This is a genomic window from Streptomyces sp. NPDC004126 (assembly GCF_050275515.1).
In the GTDB taxonomy this organism is placed as follows: Bacteria; Actinomycetota; Actinomycetes; order Streptomycetales; family Streptomycetaceae; genus Streptomyces.
Genome location: NZ_JBNNPF010000003.1, coordinates 89,801 through 105,951 on the forward strand (window position 1 = coordinate 89,801; position 16,151 = coordinate 105,951).

19 protein-coding genes are annotated in these 16,151 nt (G+C 74.8%); 11 read left to right on the forward strand and 8 right to left on the reverse strand.

The window, feature by feature from the left end:
* Position 1: 1 nt before the first annotated feature.
* Complete coding sequence (locus tag ACQKM2_RS04415; protein WP_427706453.1) at positions 2-436, reverse strand: CBS domain-containing protein; 435 nt, start codon at positions 434-436, stop codon at positions 2-4.
* Positions 437-565: 129 nt separating this feature from the next.
* Between ACQKM2_RS04415 and ACQKM2_RS04420 the strand changes: the two genes are divergently transcribed.
* The gene (locus tag ACQKM2_RS04420; RefSeq protein WP_427706455.1) at positions 566-1,150 is read left to right on the forward strand and encodes a TetR/AcrR family transcriptional regulator; all 585 of its coding nucleotides are present in this window, start codon (positions 566-568) and stop codon (positions 1,148-1,150) included.
* A 102-nt stretch (positions 1,151-1,252) separates the two neighbouring features.
* Positions 1,253-2,011 carry an SDR family NAD(P)-dependent oxidoreductase gene (locus ACQKM2_RS04425; protein ID WP_427706457.1) on the forward strand — a complete coding sequence of 253 codons (759 nt, stop codon included), beginning with the start codon at positions 1,253-1,255 and terminating at the stop codon, positions 2,009-2,011.
* Here the strand turns inward: ACQKM2_RS04425 and ACQKM2_RS04430 are convergent.
* The 3 genes from ACQKM2_RS04430 to ACQKM2_RS04440 all read right to left on the reverse strand — a co-directional run bounded on the left by ACQKM2_RS04430 (position 1,939) and on the right by ACQKM2_RS04440 (position 5,009).
* The gene (locus ACQKM2_RS04430) at positions 1,939-3,558 is read right to left on the reverse strand and encodes an alpha/beta hydrolase (RefSeq protein ID WP_427706459.1); all 1,620 of its coding nucleotides are present in this window, start codon (positions 3,556-3,558) and stop codon (positions 1,939-1,941) included. The two genes, ACQKM2_RS04425 and ACQKM2_RS04430, sit on opposite strands and share 73 nt — an antisense overlap.
* A gap of 116 nt (positions 3,559-3,674) precedes the next feature.
* On the reverse strand, positions 3,675-4,235 hold the full coding sequence (locus ACQKM2_RS04435) for an FABP family protein (RefSeq protein ID WP_427706785.1): 561 nt from the start codon (positions 4,233-4,235) through the stop codon (positions 3,675-3,677).
* Positions 4,236-4,337: 102 nt separating this feature from the next.
* Complete coding sequence (locus ACQKM2_RS04440; RefSeq protein ID WP_427706461.1) at positions 4,338-5,009, reverse strand: hypothetical protein; 672 nt, start codon at positions 5,007-5,009, stop codon at positions 4,338-4,340.
* Positions 5,010-5,202: 193 nt separating this feature from the next.
* On the opposite strand from ACQKM2_RS04440, the gene ACQKM2_RS04445 reads away from it, so the two are divergent.
* The 3 genes from ACQKM2_RS04445 (at position 5,203) to ACQKM2_RS04455 (ending at position 7,360) form a co-directional block, all read left to right on the forward strand.
* A complete protein-coding gene (locus ACQKM2_RS04445; protein ID WP_427706463.1) occupies positions 5,203-5,754 on the forward strand; it encodes a hypothetical protein in 552 nt (183 codons plus the stop codon).
* Between the two features lie 83 nt (positions 5,755-5,837).
* Positions 5,838-6,452, forward strand: coding sequence for a TetR/AcrR family transcriptional regulator (locus ACQKM2_RS04450; RefSeq protein WP_427706465.1), 615 nt, complete (start codon positions 5,838-5,840; stop codon positions 6,450-6,452).
* Between the two features lie 8 nt (positions 6,453-6,460).
* Positions 6,461-7,360 carry an SDR family oxidoreductase gene (locus ACQKM2_RS04455; protein ID WP_427706787.1) on the forward strand — a complete coding sequence of 300 codons (900 nt, stop codon included), beginning with the start codon at positions 6,461-6,463 and terminating at the stop codon, positions 7,358-7,360.
* A gap of 13 nt (positions 7,361-7,373) precedes the next feature.
* Here the strand turns inward: ACQKM2_RS04455 and ACQKM2_RS04460 are convergent, their stop codons facing one another.
* Complete coding sequence (locus ACQKM2_RS04460) at positions 7,374-7,940, reverse strand: YbaK/EbsC family protein (RefSeq protein WP_427706467.1); 567 nt, start codon at positions 7,938-7,940, stop codon at positions 7,374-7,376.
* 103 nt (positions 7,941-8,043) lie between these two features.
* Between ACQKM2_RS04460 and ACQKM2_RS04465 the strand changes: the two genes are divergently transcribed.
* Positions 8,044-9,096 (forward strand): cation diffusion facilitator family transporter, encoded by a 1,053-nt coding sequence (locus tag ACQKM2_RS04465; RefSeq protein ID WP_427706469.1) that lies wholly within the window; start codon positions 8,044-8,046, stop codon positions 9,094-9,096.
* Here ACQKM2_RS04465 and ACQKM2_RS04470 read toward each other — a convergent pair.
* Positions 9,093-9,989, reverse strand: a complete 897-nt coding sequence (locus ACQKM2_RS04470) for an alpha/beta fold hydrolase (protein ID WP_427706471.1) — start codon at positions 9,987-9,989, stop codon at positions 9,093-9,095. The genes ACQKM2_RS04465 and ACQKM2_RS04470 overlap by 4 nt on opposite strands.
* Positions 9,990-10,102: 113 nt before the next feature.
* On the opposite strand from ACQKM2_RS04470, the gene ACQKM2_RS04475 reads away from it, so the two are divergent.
* Positions 10,103-11,461, forward strand: a complete 1,359-nt coding sequence (locus ACQKM2_RS04475; RefSeq protein WP_427706473.1) for an L-lactate MFS transporter — start codon at positions 10,103-10,105, stop codon at positions 11,459-11,461.
* Entirely contained in the window at positions 11,458-11,571 is a 114-nt protein-coding gene (locus tag ACQKM2_RS04480; RefSeq protein WP_427706475.1) for an MFS transporter small subunit, read from the forward strand. The genes ACQKM2_RS04475 and ACQKM2_RS04480 overlap by 4 nt, the downstream gene beginning before the upstream one ends.
* Positions 11,572-11,614: 43 nt before the next feature.
* Here ACQKM2_RS04480 and ACQKM2_RS04485 read toward each other — a convergent pair whose 3' ends face one another.
* Complete coding sequence (locus ACQKM2_RS04485) at positions 11,615-12,481, reverse strand: ArsR family transcriptional regulator (RefSeq protein ID WP_427706477.1); 867 nt, start codon at positions 12,479-12,481, stop codon at positions 11,615-11,617.
* Between the two features lie 82 nt (positions 12,482-12,563).
* Here ACQKM2_RS04485 and ACQKM2_RS04490 point away from each other — a divergent pair, with 82 nt between their 5' ends.
* Positions 12,564-13,829 (forward strand): MFS transporter, encoded by a 1,266-nt coding sequence (locus tag ACQKM2_RS04490; protein WP_427706479.1) that lies wholly within the window; start codon positions 12,564-12,566, stop codon positions 13,827-13,829.
* Positions 13,830-13,839: 10 nt separating this feature from the next.
* Positions 13,840-14,712: a PhzF family phenazine biosynthesis protein gene (locus ACQKM2_RS04495; protein ID WP_427706481.1), complete on the forward strand. Its 873-nt coding sequence runs from the start codon at positions 13,840-13,842 to the stop codon at positions 14,710-14,712.
* A gap of 41 nt (positions 14,713-14,753) precedes the next feature.
* Here the strand turns inward: ACQKM2_RS04495 and ACQKM2_RS04500 are convergent, their stop codons facing one another.
* A complete protein-coding gene (locus ACQKM2_RS04500) occupies positions 14,754-15,206 on the reverse strand; it encodes a MarR family winged helix-turn-helix transcriptional regulator (protein ID WP_427706483.1) in 453 nt (150 codons plus the stop codon).
* Positions 15,207-15,295: 89 nt separating this feature from the next.
* Between ACQKM2_RS04500 and ACQKM2_RS04505 the strand changes: the two genes are divergently transcribed.
* The gene (locus ACQKM2_RS04505) at positions 15,296-16,150 is read left to right on the forward strand and encodes an SDR family NAD(P)-dependent oxidoreductase (protein ID WP_427706485.1); all 855 of its coding nucleotides are present in this window, start codon (positions 15,296-15,298) and stop codon (positions 16,148-16,150) included.
* Position 16,151 lies beyond the last annotated feature (1 nt).

Sequence of the window (16,151 nt, forward strand, 5' to 3'; positions counted from 1 at the left end):
CTCAGTTGGCCGCGTACACCCGTACCGCGAACTCCGCGATGTCCGCGTCGGAGAGGTTCTTGGCCAGGTTGGCCTCGGTGATCATGCCGACGAGGCGGCGGCCGCCTTCCACGTCGATGACGGGCAGCCGCTTGATCTGGTGGACCTCCATGGTGTCCAGCGCCTCCATGGCGTTGCTGTCGGCGTCGATCCAGTGCAGGTTGCCGGCCAGGTCGCCGGCCCGCATGGCCGCCGGGTCCTTGCCGTCGGCGCAGCACTTGATGACGATGTCACGGTCCGTGATCATCCCTTGGAGGCGTCCGTCCTCCCCGCAGATCGGCAGGCAGCCGACGTTCAGTTCGCGCATCATCTTGGCCGCGTCCTGCAGGGACTGGTCCTCGCGTACGCACTGCACGCCCTTGGTCATGATGTCCCGGGCCCGCAGGTTCCTGTCCATGGTTCCTCCTTCCGTGCCCTCCCCTACGAGCACAGCACGGATGGACCGGCGCTGCCCGCCGGGGGCGTCAGGGCCCGGGCCCGGAAAGATTCTTGACCGTTCGTTCCAGATCGTTTTATGATCTTCGACGTGGCAAGGACCAAGGAATTCGATCCGGACGCCGTGCTCCAGTCGGCCCTCGAGCTGTTCTGGCGGCGCGGCTACGAAGCGACGTCGGTGGCCGACCTCGTCGAACACCTCGGCATCGGACGGGCCAGCATCTACGCGACCTTCGGCAGCAAGCACGAGCTCTACCTGAAGGCGCTCGACCGCTACGCCGAGACGTTCGACCCGCTGCTGCTGGACCAGCTCTCCGCGCCGGGGCCCGCCCTGCCCGGCGTACGGGCCGTCGTGCGCCGCTTCGCCGCCGAGGCCGCGTCCCCGGCGGACCGGCTCAGCGGCTGCTTCATCACCAATACGGCGGCCGAGCTGGGCTCCCACGACGCCGCGGCCGCCCGCCGGGTCGGGGTGAGCTGGGACCGCTTCGAGACCCTGCTCCACTCGGCGCTCGTCCGCGCCCAGGGGCAGGGGGAGCTGGCCGGCGACCGGGACCCGCGGGCGCTGGCCCGGATGCTGCTGGTCCTGCTCCAGGGCGTCCGCGTCGTCGGCAAGGCCTCGGACGACCCCGCCCGCGTCCGGGACGCGGCGGAGCAGGCGCTGGCCCTGCTGGACTGAGGGCCCGCCGCCCGTACACCGACGTCACGCGCTTTCGCATGCCCGAATTCTGAACCGATCGTTCAAATATGGGGCCACCGGCCCTCGAAGGAGTCACCCGAGATGAACCGCTTCACCGGCAAGACCGTCCTGGTGACCGGCGCGGGCTCCGGCCTCGGCCGCGCCATCGCCCTCGCCTTCGCCGCCGAGGGCGCCTCCGTCGTGGCCGCCGGACGCACCGCCGCCACCCTGGAGGAGACGGTCGCCCTCGTCGAGGCGGCCGGCGGAACCGCCGCCGCCGTCCCCGCCGACGTGACCGACTCGGGCCGGCTGGAGGACCTCGTCCGCGAGACCGTCGCCCGCTTCGGCGGACTCGACGTCGCCGTCAACAACGCGGGCGTACTCCGCGGAGTGGGCCCCGTCGGCGACGTCAGCGAGGAGGACTGGGACGCGGTCCAGCGCACCAACGTCACCGGCGTCTGGCTGGCGATGAAGCACGAGATCGCGCACATGAGGCAGAACGGCGGAGGCGCCATCGTCAACATCTCCTCCAACCTGGGCGCGTACCTGCGGATCCCGAACGCCGCCGCCTACATCGCCTCCAAGGCCGCCGTCTCCGCCCTCACCCGGGCCGCCGCCCTCGACCACATCCACGAGGGCGTCCGCATCAACGCGGTCAGCCCCGGCGCCGCCGCCGGCCCCATGTCGCTGCTGCCCGGCGAGACCGAGGCCGGCCGCGCCGAGCGGATGAAGGCGGAGAACCCCCTCGGCCGCCTCGCGGAGGCCGAGGAGGTGGCCGCCGCCGTGCTCTACCTCGCCTCGCCCGCGGCCGGCTCGGTCGTCGGCACCGACCTCGTCATCGACAGCGGCTCCTCCGCCTGAACCCCGCCGCGGGCGGCCGGATCCGGCAGCGGCCGCCCCGCGCACGCGGCGTCCGCGTCCGGCATCCGGCCGTCGAGCAGGAAGTCCTCGACGTAGCGGTCCACGCAGGCGTTCCGCGACTGGTAGGCGCCGTGGTCGCCGCCGCCGACCGTGATCAGGCGCGACCCCGCGAGCCGTCCGTGGGCCCGCACGGCCCCCTCGTAGTGGGTGGCGGGGTCGTGCTCCGAGTTGAGCATCAGGACCGGCGGCAGGCCCCGGCCGGTCACCTCCACGCGCGGGGCGCCGGAGCGCGGCCAGGCGGCGCAGACCGAGGTGAAGGCCAGCTCCCGCGCGCCCGCCATGGGGTGGGTGCGGCTGTCCGCCTCGCTCCTGCGCACCCAGTACTCCGTGTCGCGGTTCCAGGGGGTGTCCTGGCAGACCACGGAGAAGAAGTCCGCGGCGAACCGGGCGTCCATCGGGTGCTTGAGCTTCTGCGCGAGGGCCCGCCGGGTCGCGGCCGGGGCGCTCGCCGGGTCCTCCAGGACGGCCAGGAGCGCCGCCAGGTCCGGGAAGCGGTCACCGCTGTAGATCATGCCGGTCGCCGCGGCGTCCAGGTGGTCGGGCAGGACGCGGGTGCCCTCCAGGTCGAGCGGGTGCTCGCGCAGCGAGGCGCGCAGCCGCTCGTAGGAGGCCTTGGCCTCGGCCGGGGTGCTGCCCCGGTGGTAGGTCGCGTCGTTCGCCGCCAGCCACGGCAGGAAGTCCTGCTCGAACCGGCGCTGGAAGCTCAACGGCTGCCCCGTCAGGAAGTCCTGCCAGCTGCCGCTGAAGTCGATGTTGCTGTCGAGCACCACCCGCTCGACCCGGCGCGGGAAGCGGGTCGCGTAGACGGCGCCGAGGCGGGTGGCGTAGGACGGGCCGTAGTACGACACCTGCCGGACGCCGAGCAGGGAACGGTACAGGTCCATGTCGTGCACGGCCTGGTCGGTGGTGATGTGGGGCAGCAGGCCGCCGGAGTTGCGCCGGCAGTCGCGTACGAAGTCCCGTGCGCGCTCCACGGTGCCGCGGACGGCCTCCTCCGAGCGGTCGCGCAGGTCACCGGGCGCGAACAGGGCGTCCACCTCGTCCTGCCCGGAGCAGACCACGTTCGTGCTCGCCCCCACGCCCCGCTGGTCGAAGCTCACGATGTCGTACGCGGCCGCCAGCTTCGGCGCGTACGAGGCCAGCCCCGCCGGCCGCCCCAGCCCCGAGGCCCCCGGGCCGCCGGCGGCCATCATCAGCACGCCGCGCCGGGCGGCGGGGTCCGTGGCGCGGTGCCGGGACACGGCCACCGTGAGGTCCGGCCCCCGGCCCGGGTGGTACCAGTCGCGCGGTACCGCCATCGAGGCGCACTCCAGCGGCCCCGAGTCGCAGGGCCGCCAGTCCAGGCGCTGGTCCGCGTACCGGGCCGGTATCGCGCGGGCCTCGGCCCCCGGCGCGGCGTGCGCGGGGGCGGCGGGCAGGGCCGCCACGGCGAGCAGTCCGCAGGCGGCGGCCGCGGCCCGGCGCGCGGTCTTCTTCAACAGGTCCATCTGGGTGGTCTCTTCCCCGTCGCGTTGATCGGTCGTGACGATCTTCCGCGTTTCCGGGGACCGGGACGATCTCCCCACCACCCGTGTCCGGGGTGGTGCTGGTGCCACCCCCGCCGTCAGGCGCGGCGGACCAGACGCGTCGTCAAGTGGTGCTGGAGGGGCTGGCCCACGGCCGCCATGTCGTGCACGACCGTCAGGCCCTCGCCGTCGAGGACGTAGTGGCGCCGGGTGCCGGTGACCTCCTTGGCCAGCGGGGTCAGCGAAACGTCCTTGGTCTCGATCTCGACCTCGATCTCCGGCCCGGCCGCGGCCCGGGCCGACACCCGCCCGGTGTACGTCTCGACGATGCCGGTCGGGTGGGCGAGCACCACCTCCAGCGAGGCGTCGGGCGTCACCCGCCACCACCCGGCCTCCCGGCCCGCAGGCCGTACCGGGGCGCCGTCGGCGTCGACCAGCCAGGCGCGTGCCTCGTAGCGCAGGAAGGGCCGGCCGTCGTGGCTGAAGGTGATCTCCTGCTCGTACCGGAAGTCCTGCTCCAGGGTCGGGTACTGGCCGCGCCCCCGCCCGTGCCAGCGTCCCAGCAGGGGGAGCACCGGAGCGAGCTGCGGATGCGGCTCGGGCCCCTCCCCGAGGACGTGGCTGTCGGGGTAGGGATTCTCCTGCGCCGGCTCGAACATGTTCACCTTGCCCGTTCTGTGGTCGTCCCCCGTGCGCGTGCAGCGTAGCCCGCGGCGCCCGGCCGCTCCCGCGCGGTCCGCCGACCGGACACGGCGGGGGCACTACGCGACGAACTCCTCGTCCCCGTACCGGACCTCGGCGGACTTCCAGTCGACGCCGAGCCGGGCCGTGAACTCCCGGGCGAGCGGCAGGTCCGCGAGCGGCGCGACGAGGATCAGCCGCCCGCCGAGGGCGACCGAGCCGCCGCCGAGCCGCTCCCGTGCCACGGGGTCGGCGAGCAGCGCGTCGCGCAGCCGGGTGGCGCTGACGCCGTCGGCCTGGATCTCGACGGCGTCGGTGTCCGGCGAGGTGCGCGGCAGGCAGCGGAACGTCAGCACGGACTCCTGCCGGTACTGCTTGCGGATGACGTCGGCGATGTGGTGCAGCCCGTTGGCGTCGACGCGGGCCACGTCGAACTCGCGCGAGCGCTCGTAGGTGGCCTGCTGCTCGTCCTCGGACCAGAACACCCCGTCGAGCAGGGTCGAGGACTCGGTGCGCGCCCCGTGCGAGCGGATGATCTCCCGGACCTCGCGGTCGAAGCGGTGCAGGCGGGTGCGGAGCCGGGGGTCGGCCGGGTCCGTGATGACGGCGGTGTTGTCGGTGGCGAAGATCTCCGCGGCCGGGCAGCCGCCCGTGCCGGAGGCGGGGGACAGGGCGGCGGCCTGGGCTGTGCCGGCCCCCGCCGATGCCAGTGCCAGGACCCCGACCGCCACCAGTGCGCGCAACCGCTTCATTCGTCAACTCCCTGCCTGTGGACGCGTGCTGCGGCGCTCCCGGGCCGCAGCGGGCCTCATCCTAGGAGCCGGGCGGTACCCCGCGGGGGCGTCGGCACCCCATATGGCGGATAGCGGACGGTGGCTACTTGGGCACGTCCCGCGTTAGGCAGCCGCCGTCACGGGTATGGCCCAGCGGGGGAGGGGGTGTGTGGTGCGGGGTGGTGCAGGCGGGGCGGCCCGGGGCGCGGCGGCGCTCGGATCGGCGGCGACCCTCGCCCTCGCCGCGTGGCTGGTCTGGCTCCTGCCCGGCCCGCAACTGGCCGCCGTGCTCGGCTTCGGCCCCGTGGACGGGGTCGTGACGATCACCGAGTGCTACGAGGCCGCCGACGCGGAGGGCTACGCCGCCGGCACCCAGTGCAAGGGCCGCTACACCCCCGTGCGCGGGGCGGCGGGCCCGCAGGAGGAGATCCTGCTGGAGACGGCCGCGGAGGAGCACCGGCCGGGCTCCGAGGTGGAGGTGCGCACCGCGCGCGGGAAGGCGTACGAACTGTCGGGCTTCGCCGTCGGCAACCTGGGCGTGGCGACCGGATGGCTCCTCGTCCCCTTCCTCGCCCTGGCGGCCTGGCTGGCGGCGTGCGCCCGGCGGGGCGGGGCCGTGGACGGGGGCGGGTTCGTGCTCGCGGCGCTGGCCGCGATGGTGGCCGTGGTCGTGCTGGGCGTGGCGGCCGGCCTCGTCGTCGGGCTCCTCACGGCCCTTTTCTGAGCCGCCGTACTTGCCGGCGGCGGGGGCCGCACGCTTTAATAAATGAACAGGCATTTATTAACGAGCTGGACGGAGGTGCGGTGATGGCGCGTCCCCGAGGGGTCGAAGACGCCGTGATCCTGCGGGCGACGGCCCGGGTCATGGGCCGCGTGGGACCCGCCGGGCTCACGCTCGCCGCCGTGGCCCGCGAGGTCGGGCTGGTGCCGGGGACCCTGGTACAGCGGTTCGGGTCCAAGCGCGGGCTGCTGCTGGCCCTCGCCGACCGGTCCGCCCAGGAGGCCGGCGAGCTGGCCGGGCGGGTGCGGGGGGACCACGACTGCGCGCTCGGGGCGCTGACCGCGCTCCTGGTGGGGACGGTGTCCGAGATGGCCACCCCGGAGAGCTTCGCCCACCACCTGGCGTTCCTGTGCGCCGACCTCACCGATCCCGAGCTCTACGAGCGGGCCCTCGCCGTGCACCGCGCCCGGACGCGGGCCGTCGCGGAGCTGCTGGCGGAGGCGGCCGCCACCGGCGAACTCCGCGCCGGGACGGACACCGCGGCACTGGCCCGCACCGTCCAGGCGGTCACCGCCGGCGCCGGCCTGACCTGGGCCCTCGACCGCGAGGGCACCCTCGGCGAGCGGATGCGGCACGAGCTCGGCACCGCACTCTCCCCGCACGTCCCGTCCCACCCCACCCACGACCAGGAGGAAGCGTGACGAAGGACATGCGCCCGCTCACCGGCAAGGTGGCACTGGTCGCCGGCGGCACCCGCGGCGGCGGCCGGGGCATCGCGGTCGAACTCGGAGCCGCCGGCGCGACGGTCTACGTCACCGGTCGCAGCAGCACCGGCGGACGCTCCGCCCTGGACCGCCCGGAGACGATCGAGGAGACCGCCGAGCGGGTCACCGCGGCGGGCGGCCTCGGCATCCCCGTGCGCACCGACCACAGCAGCCCCGAGGAGGTCCGGGCGCTCGTCGACCGGATCGCCGCCGAACAGGACGGACGGCTGGACGTCCTGGTCAACTCCGTCTGGGGCGGGGACCCGCTGACCGACTGGGAACACCCCCTGTGGGAACAGGACCTCGACACCGGCCTGAGGCTGCTGCGGCAGGCGGTGGAGACCCACATCGTCACCAGCAGGTACGCCCTCCCCCTGATGGTCGCCCGGGGGAGCGGGCTGGTCGTCGAGGTCACCGACGGCAACACCGCCCGCTACCGCGGCACGTTCTTCTACGACCTCGCCAAGTCCGCCGTCATCCGCCTCGCCGTCGCCCAGGCCGCCGAACTGCGGCCCCACGGCGTCGCGGCCGTGGCCGTCACCCCCGGCTTCCTGCGCTCGGAGGCCCTGCTGGAACACTTCGGCGTCACCGAGGAGAACTGGCGCGACGCGGCCGCCAAGGACCCGAACTTCGCCCACTCCGAGACCCCGGCCTACCTCGGCCGGGCCGTCGCCGCACTGGCCGCCGACCCCGACGTCATGGCCAAGTCCGGCCGCGCCCTGGCCACCTGGGGCCTGTACCGGGAGTACGGCTTCACCGACGCCGACGGCTCACAGCCGGACTTCGCCGCGCACTGGGCCGCGAACCTGGAGGAGGAGTACGGGCCCCTCGGCGACCCGCTCTGACCGGTGGAGCCGGCTACGCCGTGACGGCGAGGCCCTCGATCAGCTCCGCGCCCGGGAGCCGGGCGAACAGGGCGCCCGGGGCGATCAGCTTGCCGCGCCGGCGACCGCTGCCGACCAGGACGTACGGCATCTCGCCGACCGCCGCGTCCACCAGCAGCGGCCAGCCGGCCGGCAGGCCCAGCGGGGTGATCCCGCCGTACTCCATGCCGGTCAGCTCCACGGCCGTGTCCATCGGCGCGAAGGACACCTTGCGGGCCCCCAGGTGCCGCCGGACGACCCCGTTCACATCGGCCCGCGCCGCCGACGGCACCAGGCAGGCGGCCAGGGTGGTCTCGCCGCCCCGCTTGGCGGCGACCACCACGCAGTTCGCGGACGCCTCCAGCAGCCCGTGCCCGTAGTGCTCGACGAAGGCGGCCGTGTCCGCGATCGCCGGGTCGGTGTCCACGTAGACGATCTGCCGGGCCGAGGCCGGGTCCTCGCGGTGCCGGCCGCGGACCGCCTCGGCGACCGGGGCGACCAGCTCGGCCAGGCAGTCGGGTGCGGGGCGGGCGTCTTCGAAGGGTCCGATGGGGGCGCGCATGCCCGCACGTTAACAGGGTGCGCAGGTGCGAGCGCGTCGCACCTGGTCACGGCCGGTACGACGGCCGTAGCCGCAACGGGTTCCGTGTGCCAACGTAGGCCCCATGGACGGCAATCGGAGCAGCGGCCGGAGCACCTCCGCGCACCGGCACGGTCACGACCACGACCACCACCACGACCACGGTCACCACCACCACGACCACGTGCGGCGGCGCGGGCTGCGGCACCTGCTCACCCCCCACCGCCACGACTCCGGCGACAAGGTCGACGCGGCCATGGAGGCCTCCCGCGAAGGCATGCGCACGCTGTGGACCTCCCTCGCGGTGCTCGGCGCGACCGCCGCCGCCCAAGCCGTGATCACCGCCCTGTCCGGGTCGGTCGCGCTGCTCGGCGACACGGTCCACAACACCGCCGACGCCCTGACCGCCGTACCGCTCGGCATCGCCTTCGTCCTCGGCCGGCGCGCCGCCGACCGCCGCTACACCTACGGCTACGGCCGCGCCGAGGACCTGGCGGGCGTGCTCATCGTGCTGGCCGTCGCCGCCTCCGCCGCCCTCGCCGCCTGGACGGCCGTCGACCGGCTGCTGCACCCCCGCGAGGTCACCCACCTGTGGGCCGTCTGCGCCGCCGCGCTGACCGGCTTCGCCGGCAACGAATGGGTGGCCCGGCTGCGCATCCGCACCGGCCGGCGGATCGGTTCCGCCGCCCTGGTCGCCGACGGCCTGCACGCCCGCACCGACGGGTTCACCTCACTGGCCGTCCTGCTGGGCGCCGCGGGCTCCGCGGCCGGCCTCCCGGCCGCCGACCCCGTCGTCGGACTGCTGATCACCCTCGCCATCCTGCTGGTGCTCAAGGACGCCGCCCGCGAGGTCTGCCGCCGGCTGATGGACTCCGTCGACCCCGCCCTCGTGGACACCGCCGAGCACGCCCTGCGGCACGTCCCCGGGGTGCTCGGCGTCGGACAGCTGCGCATGCGGTGGATCGGCCACAGCCTGCGCGCCGAGGCCGACATCGTGGTCGGCGGCCACCTGACCGTCGTCCAGGCGCACGAACTCGCCGTCGCCGCCGAGCGCGCCCTGATCCGGGCGATCCCCAGGATGGCGGCCGCGACCGTCCACACCGACCACCCGGCCGCTGCCACGCACCTGGCTGCCTAGCCGCCCGCCTCCGTGCGGTGGACCAGGTCCGTGATCAGCCCGGCGATCGCGGGCCACAGCGCCCGCGGCAGGTCGTGGCCCATGCCGGGGAAGACCGCCAGCTCGGCGCCCGGGACGGCCCCCGCGGTGGCCCGGCCGCCGCTGACGTCGCACATCGGGTCGTCGGCGCCGTGAACCACCAGCGTGGGCACCCGCAGCGACCGCAGCCGCTCCGTACGGTCGCCCGACGCCACCGAGGCCACGGCCTGGCGGCCGACGCCGAGCGGGTCGTACGACCGGTCGAAGGCGCGGGCGGCGCGCTCGCGGACCGCCGCCTCGTCGAACGGGAACCCCGGGGAGCCCAGCACCCGCACGGCGTTCACCGTCCGGTCCACCACCTCCTCGCGGCTCCTCGGCGGCGGCCCCGCCAGCGTGCTCAGGGCCTTCGGGTCGGGCTGCCCCACCGCCGGGTCGCCCGTCGTGGACATCAGGGAGGCCAACGAGCGCACCCGGCCCGGGTGTTCGATCGCCATCGTCTGGGCGATCGCCCCTCCCAGCGACAGGCCGACGACATGGGCGCTGTCCAGCCCCAGCGCGTCCAGCAGCCCCACCGCGTCCCCGGCCATGTCGGACAGGGAGTACGAGGCGGACGACAGGTCGCCGGCGAGCGCCGCCGGCACGTCGGGCAGCGGCGCGTCGGGGAAGTGGGTGGACAGGCCCGCGTCGCGGTTGTCGAACCGGATCAGCTGCACGCCCCGCGCCGTCAGCTCCGCGCAGAAGCCGTCGGGCCAGCCGTGCATCTGGAGGGCGATGCCCATGACCAGCAGCACCGGCGGAGCCCCACCGTCCCCCCACCGCTCGTAGGCCACCTCGATGCCCGCCGGTCCCACGCCCACGGCCTTTTCCTCGCTCACCGTCACGCCGTCTCCTCCTGTGCAGGGGCAGACGCCGAACATACCGGGGGAGAGGGGAGATTGGCGCGACAGGCCATCACGCGGCGGTGTCCGCCTGCTGTACGGTCCGCGGCATGTTCGCCGGACTGCGCACGCCCGCCCCACCGGGCTGGAGCCGCTGGCTCGTCCCGCCCGCCGCCCTCTCCGTCCACCTCGCCATCGGCCAGGCCTACGCCTGGAGCGTCTTCAAACCGCCGCTGGAGACCTCGCTCGGGCTCTCCGGAACGGCGTCCGCCGTGCCGTTCCAGCTCGCGATCGTGATGCTCGGGCTCTCCGCCGCCTTCGGCGGCACCCTCGTCGAGCGGCACGGCCCGCGCTGGGCCATGACCGTGTCGGCCGCCTGCTTCACGTCCGGGTTCCTCGTCGCCTCCCTCGGCGCCGCCACCCGCCAGTACTGGATCGTGGTGATCGGCTACGGCTGCGTCGGCGGCATCGGCCTCGGGATCGGCTACATCTCGCCGGTCTCCACCCTCATCAAATGGTTCCCCGACAGGCCCGGCATGGCCACCGGCATCGCCATCATGGGCTTCGGCGGCGGCGCCCTGATCGCCGCGCCCTGGACGGCGCGGCTGCTGGACGCTTTCGGCCGCGACTCCTCGGGGATCTCCAGGACCTTCCTCGCCATGGGGGCCGGATACGCCGTCTTCATGGCCTTCGGGGTGCTGCTCGTGCGGCTCCCCCCACCCGGCTGGGCGCCGCCCGGCGCCCCGCCCGCGAGCGGGGACCGGCCGGCGTCCGGTCCCCGGGTGTCCGCCCGCGACGCGCTGCGCACCCCGCAGTTCTGGTGCCTGTGGGTCGTCCTGTGCACGAACGTCAGCGCGGGCATCGGCATCCTGGAGAAGGCCGCCCCGATGATCACGGACTTCTTCGCCGGCACACCGGCGCCGGTGTCCGCGGGAGCCGCGGCCGGGTTCGTCGGGCTGCTCTCCCTCGCCAACATGCTCGGCCGTTTCGTGTGGTCGTCGGCCTCGGACCTCGTCGGCCGCAAACGGGTCTACCGCCTCTACCTCGGTGCCGGTGCGCTGATGTACCTCCTCATCGCGCTGAGCGGAAACTCCTCGAAGACCCTGTTCATCGCCTGCGCGGCCGTCATCCTCTCCTTCTACGGCGGCGGATTCGCCACGGTCCCCGCCTACTTGAAGGACCTCTTCGGGGTCCACCAGGTCGGCGCCATCCACGGCCGGCTGCTGACCGCGTGGTCCCTGGCCGGCATCGTGGGCCCGCTGATCGTCAACGCCGTCGCGGACGCGGGCAAGACGGCCGGGCGGACCGGTACCGCCCTCTACGGGACCTCGTTCCTCATCATGATCGGCCTCCTGGCCGTCGGCTTCGTCGCCAACGAACTCGTACGGCCCGTGCACCCCCGGCACCACGCACCACCGGCCGCCGCCCCGTCGGCCGTTCCCGCCGTCCGCAAGGGAGCCGCCCCGTGACCGGCCGCCGCCGCGCGCTGTTCGTCGTCGCCTGGCTCTGGGTCGGGCTCCCCTTCGGCTACGGCATGTACGAACTCGCCCTGAAGATGCGCCAGTTGTTCACGGGCTGAGCCGCCGGCGGCCGGCGGCGGGGTGCCGGCGCGCGGGGGCCGGTCAGGACCGCTCCAGCAGGGCGGTGCCGAGCTCGGTCGCCGTGTAGTGCACCTCGCGCCGGTAGCGGTGGCCCGTGACGAGACCGGCGTCGCGCAGCACCGACAGGTGCTGGGACACCGCGCCGAGGCTGAGCCCGCTCAGGGCCGCCAGCTGAGTGGTGGTGCCGGGCGAACAGGTGAGGGCGAGGAGCCGGGCCCGGCTGCGGCCCAGCAGCCGGGCCAGCCCGTCCGCGCGGGTGCCCCGCCGCTCCCACAGGCCGCCCACCGCCCGGGAGGGGTAGACCAGCGCCGGGGGAGCGGCCCCGGTCCCGGCCAGCAGGTGGCAGCGCGCGGCGAACGCGCTGGGGGCCAGGACGATGCCCGTGCCGCCGAGGTCCGGCCCGGCCGGGGGCAGCTCCGCGGACACCAGCCGGTCGCCGGTCCAGTGCAGCGACGGGTGCAGGCGGGCGAACACCTCCTGGATGCCGTCCTCGGCGAGCTGCCGCGTCCGGTACGCGATGTCCGCCTCCAGCACGGCCCGGATCCGCGGCCAGTACGGCCGGACCGCCGCCTCCCACCAGGCCCGCAGCGCCCCGGCGAGCTCCGGCGCGGCCCCCATCGGGCCGAGTTCCTCCTCGAACTCGGCCAGCGGGCAGCGCGGCGGCGGAGTGGTGAACCCCGGGGAGGCGGCCGCCGCGCGCAGCGGCGCGATCCGCCCGGCGAGCGGGGGGTCCTCGCGCAGCGGCAACGCCGACTTGATCCACGGCAGATGGACCGCGTGGCGCCCCGGATCGGAGGTGGCCCGGAAGGCGGCCACGGTCTCCCACAGCGGCGAGACGGCGAACCTGATGCCGGTGACGTCGTGCACCCCGAACCGCACTTCACCCACGTGCCCACCCCCACCAGCCGGACCTTTTCGCACAGCCTAAAACATTGGCCCCGCCACCCCCGCGGCCGACATCTTCGCGGACATGAAGAACCGCCTTCCCCTCCCTGCCGATTTCCGCCGGCTCTGGACCGCCGACACCGTCAGCCAGGCCGGCTCCGCCGTGACCCTCCTCGCGCTGCCGCTCGTGGCCATCGGCGCCCTGGACGCCACCGCGTTCGAGGCCGGGCTGCTCGTGACGTGCGAGTACCTGGCCTTCCTGCTGATCGGGCTGCCCGCCGGCGCCTGGGTGGACCGGCTGCGCCACCGCCCCGTGATGATCGCGGGCGACCTGGGCCGCGCCGCACTGCTGCTGTCCGTCCCCGCGGCCGCCTGGCTGGACGTGCTGTCGCTGCCCCAGCTGTACGCCGTGGCCTTCGGGATGTCGGTGTGCACGGTCTTCTTCGACGTGGCCGCCCAGAGCGCGCTGCCCCGCCTGGTCGACGCGGACCGCCTCGCGGAAGCCAACGTCCGCCTGGAAGCCACCCGCAACGTGACCCAGGTCGGCGGGCCGGGCCTGGCCGGAGTCCTGGTCGGCGCGCTGACCGCGCCCGCGGCCCTCGCCGCCGACGCCGTCAGCTACCTGTTCTCGGCGTTCTTCGTCTCGCGGATCCGCCGCCCCGAGCCGCGGCCCGCGGCACGGGCCGGCGCGGGGCTGCGCGTCGAGATCGCCGAGGGGCTGCGCTTCGTCCTCGGCGACCGGACCCTGAGGGCGATCACCGCCGCCTCCGCCGTGTCCAACCTGTTCGGCACCGTCGGCGCCGCCATGCTGATGGTGCTGCTCGCGGGGGAGCTCGGGCTGTCCCCGCTGCTGTGCGCGGCGGTGTTCACCGTCGAGGCCCTGGGCGGCCTCCTCGGCAGCCTGCTCACCCTGCGCGTCGCCGCCCGGCTGGGCCAGGGCCGGGCGATGTGCGCCTCCGTGGCCGTCAGCGGCGTGCTGTGGCTGTCGGCCGTGCCCCTCTACCGGGACGACTGGCGGTTCGCGGCGGCCGTCGCCCTCCAGGGGCTGGGCTGGACCGCCTTCATGACCTTCAAGATCACCTCGGTCGCGTACCGGCAGCGGGTGTGCCCCGAGCCCCTGCTCGGCCGCACCGCCGCCACGTTCCGCTTCGTGGTGTGGGGCGCCATGCCCGTCGGCGCCCTGGCCGGCGGACTGCTGGGGCAGTGGCTCGGCGCCCGGCCGGCGATGTGGATCGGCGCCCTGGGGGAGCTCCTCGCCGTCCTCCCCCTCCTCCTCTCGCCCCTGCGGACCGTCCGCGACCTGCCGCCCGCACCCGCCGGCCCCGCCGCCCGGCCCCTCGTCAGCCCGTAGGAGGACCCCGATGCGCTACCACCACGTGGACGTCTTCACGTCCCGCCCCTACAGCGGCAACAGCCTCGCGGTGTTCCCCGACGCCGGAGCGCTGACCGCCGCCCAGATGCTGGCCGTCACCCGAGAACTGCGCCACTTCGAATCGGTGTTCCTCGTACGCGACCCCGCGCACCCCCGGACCTGCCGGGCCCGGGTCTTCGACCTCACCGGGGAACTCGGCTTCGCCGGCCACCCCCTCATCGGGGCGGCGAGCGTGCTGCACGCCCTGGACGCCCCCGGCACCGGCGCCGCGGACTGGACCCTGCGCCTGAACGCGCGCACCGTGCGGGTGACCACCCGCCGGCAGGGGCCGCGCCGGTACGCGGCCGTACTCGACCAGGGCCCCGCGGAGTTCCTCGGCCGCCACGAGGGCGCGCCGGCCGCCGACATCGCCTCCCGCTTCTCCCTGCGGGCCCGCGACCTGGACCCCGCGCTGCCCCCGGAGACCGTGTCGACCGGCCTGCGCTACCTGGTCCTCCCCGTACGCGGGGACGCCCTGGCACGGGCCCGGATCACCGCCCCGCTCGACGACGCGCTCGCCCGCCTCGGCGCCGACTACGCCTACCTCCTCGACGCCGGGGCGCGGGAGGGGCGGCACTGGACCAACGACGGCCTCCTGGAGGACGTGGCCACCGGCAGCGGGGCCGGCTGCGCGGCCGCGTACCTGCGCCGCCACGGCCGCATCGGCGACGCGGAGCCCGTACCGCTGCGCCAGGGCCGGTTCACCGGCCGCGCCGGCGAGATGACCGTCGCCGCGTACGGGAGCGGCACGGACGTCCGCGCCGTCGAGGTGGGCGGCCCCGTCGTCCTGCTCGGCGAGGGGACCCTGGCGGAGCTGCCCTGAGCGCCACCGCGACGGCGGCCGGGGGGCCGGGGCCGGCCGGATCAGCGCCGCTTGAGCTTCGCCCACACGGTTTCGAGGGCCGCGATGTCCGCGTCGTCGAGGCGGTCGTCGAAGACCTCCCGCAGGGCCTCCCGGCGGGTCGCGTCCGCCTCGGCGAAGGCGCGGCGGCCCTCGGCCGTGAGGTGTACGCACACGGAGCGGGCGTCGGTGGGGGAGGGGACCCGGGCGACCAGGCCCCGGGCCTGCAGCTGGTCCACGACGCGGGAGACCTGGCTGCGGCTGAGGAGGGTCTTGGCGCCCAGCGCCGAGGCGGCGACCGGCTCGCTCTGGCCGTTCAGCCACAGCATCACCTCGAACCAGGACAGCGGCAGGCCGTGGGCCCGCGTCAGCTCCTGGTCGATGCGGGCGGAGAGGGTCGTGCCCGCCCAGATCAGCCCATAGAAGGCGTGGTCGCGGGCGGTGAGGTCACCCATGGTGAGGTCTGTGCGCGCCATACCGGCAGCCTAGCCGCTTGCGTGCGCGTACACGTAAATATATTGTGTGTGCACACACCTAATTCTCCCCTCATCCCCCGGAGCGCCCCGTGAGCACCACCGCCACCCCGAAGACCGTCCTGATCACCGGCACCTCCTCCGGCATCGGCCTCGCCGCCGCCGTCCTCGCCGCCCAGGCCGGCTGGCAGGTCGTCGCCACCATGCGCGACACCGCGAAGGCCGGCCCGCTGCGCCGGGCCGCGGCCGAGGCGGGGGTGGAGGACCTGGTCCAGGTCAAGCGGCTCGACGTGGTCGACCCCGCGTCCATCGACGCCTGCCTGGAGGAGCTGCTCGCCGAGCACGGGCGGCTCGACGCGGTGGTCAACAACGCCGGCGCCGGCCGGGTCGGGACGATCGAACAGGACACGGTCGAGGACGTCCGGGCCACCATGGAGGTCAACTTCTTCGGCGTCGTCCAGGTCACCCGCGCCGCGATGCCGCACCTGCGCGCCTCGCGCGGCCGCCTGATCACGGTCACCAGCGTCGGCGGTGTGATCGGCCAGCCCTTCAACGAGGCCTACTGCGCCGCCAAGTTCGCGGTCGAGGGCTTCATGGAGTCCCTCGCCCCGGTCGCCGCGACCGCCGGCGTCGCCGTCACCCTCGTCGAACCGGGCGCGGTGGCCAGCGAGTTCGTCAACTCCATCGGCGTGGACCTGCCCGCCATGCTCACCGCGGCCGGCCCCTACGCCCCGGCGCTGCGGACGTACGTCGAGCGCACGGTCAAGTCGTTCGCCGCGGCCCAGACCCCGGCCGAGGCGGCCGCGCCGATCACCGAGGCCCTGACCGCGGAGCGGCCCGCCTTCCGGGTCCAGACCTCCGACTGGGCCCGCGACTTCGCCGGCCTCAAGCTCGCCGACCTGGACGGCTCGGCCGTCCAGGCCATGACGGGGGCCTGGGTGGGCTGAC

Coding starts and splice junctions, on each gene's coding strand:
- ACQKM2_RS04415 (WP_427706453.1), bottom strand. CDS start 436: ATGGACAGGAACCTGCGGGCCCGGGACATCATGACCAAGGGCGTGCAG.
- ACQKM2_RS04425 (WP_427706457.1), top strand. CDS start 1,253: ATGAACCGCTTCACCGGCAAGACCGTCCTGGTGACCGGCGCGGGCTCC.
- ACQKM2_RS04430 (WP_427706459.1), bottom strand. CDS start 3,558: ATGGACCTGTTGAAGAAGACCGCGCGCCGGGCCGCGGCCGCCGCCTGC.
- ACQKM2_RS04435 (WP_427706785.1), bottom strand. CDS start 4,235: ATGTTCGAGCCGGCGCAGGAGAATCCCTACCCCGACAGCCACGTCCTC.
- ACQKM2_RS04440 (WP_427706461.1), bottom strand. CDS start 5,009: ATGAAGCGGTTGCGCGCACTGGTGGCGGTCGGGGTCCTGGCACTGGCA.
- ACQKM2_RS04450 (WP_427706465.1), top strand. CDS start 5,838: ATGGCGCGTCCCCGAGGGGTCGAAGACGCCGTGATCCTGCGGGCGACG.
- ACQKM2_RS04455 (WP_427706787.1), top strand. CDS start 6,461: ATGCGCCCGCTCACCGGCAAGGTGGCACTGGTCGCCGGCGGCACCCGC.
- ACQKM2_RS04460 (WP_427706467.1), bottom strand. CDS start 7,940: ATGCGCGCCCCCATCGGACCCTTCGAAGACGCCCGCCCCGCACCCGAC.
- ACQKM2_RS04465 (WP_427706469.1), top strand. CDS start 8,044: ATGGACGGCAATCGGAGCAGCGGCCGGAGCACCTCCGCGCACCGGCAC.
- ACQKM2_RS04475 (WP_427706473.1), top strand. CDS start 10,103: ATGTTCGCCGGACTGCGCACGCCCGCCCCACCGGGCTGGAGCCGCTGG.
- ACQKM2_RS04490 (WP_427706479.1), top strand. CDS start 12,564: ATGAAGAACCGCCTTCCCCTCCCTGCCGATTTCCGCCGGCTCTGGACC.
- ACQKM2_RS04495 (WP_427706481.1), top strand. CDS start 13,840: ATGCGCTACCACCACGTGGACGTCTTCACGTCCCGCCCCTACAGCGGC.
- ACQKM2_RS04500 (WP_427706483.1), bottom strand. CDS start 15,206: ATGGCGCGCACAGACCTCACCATGGGTGACCTCACCGCCCGCGACCAC.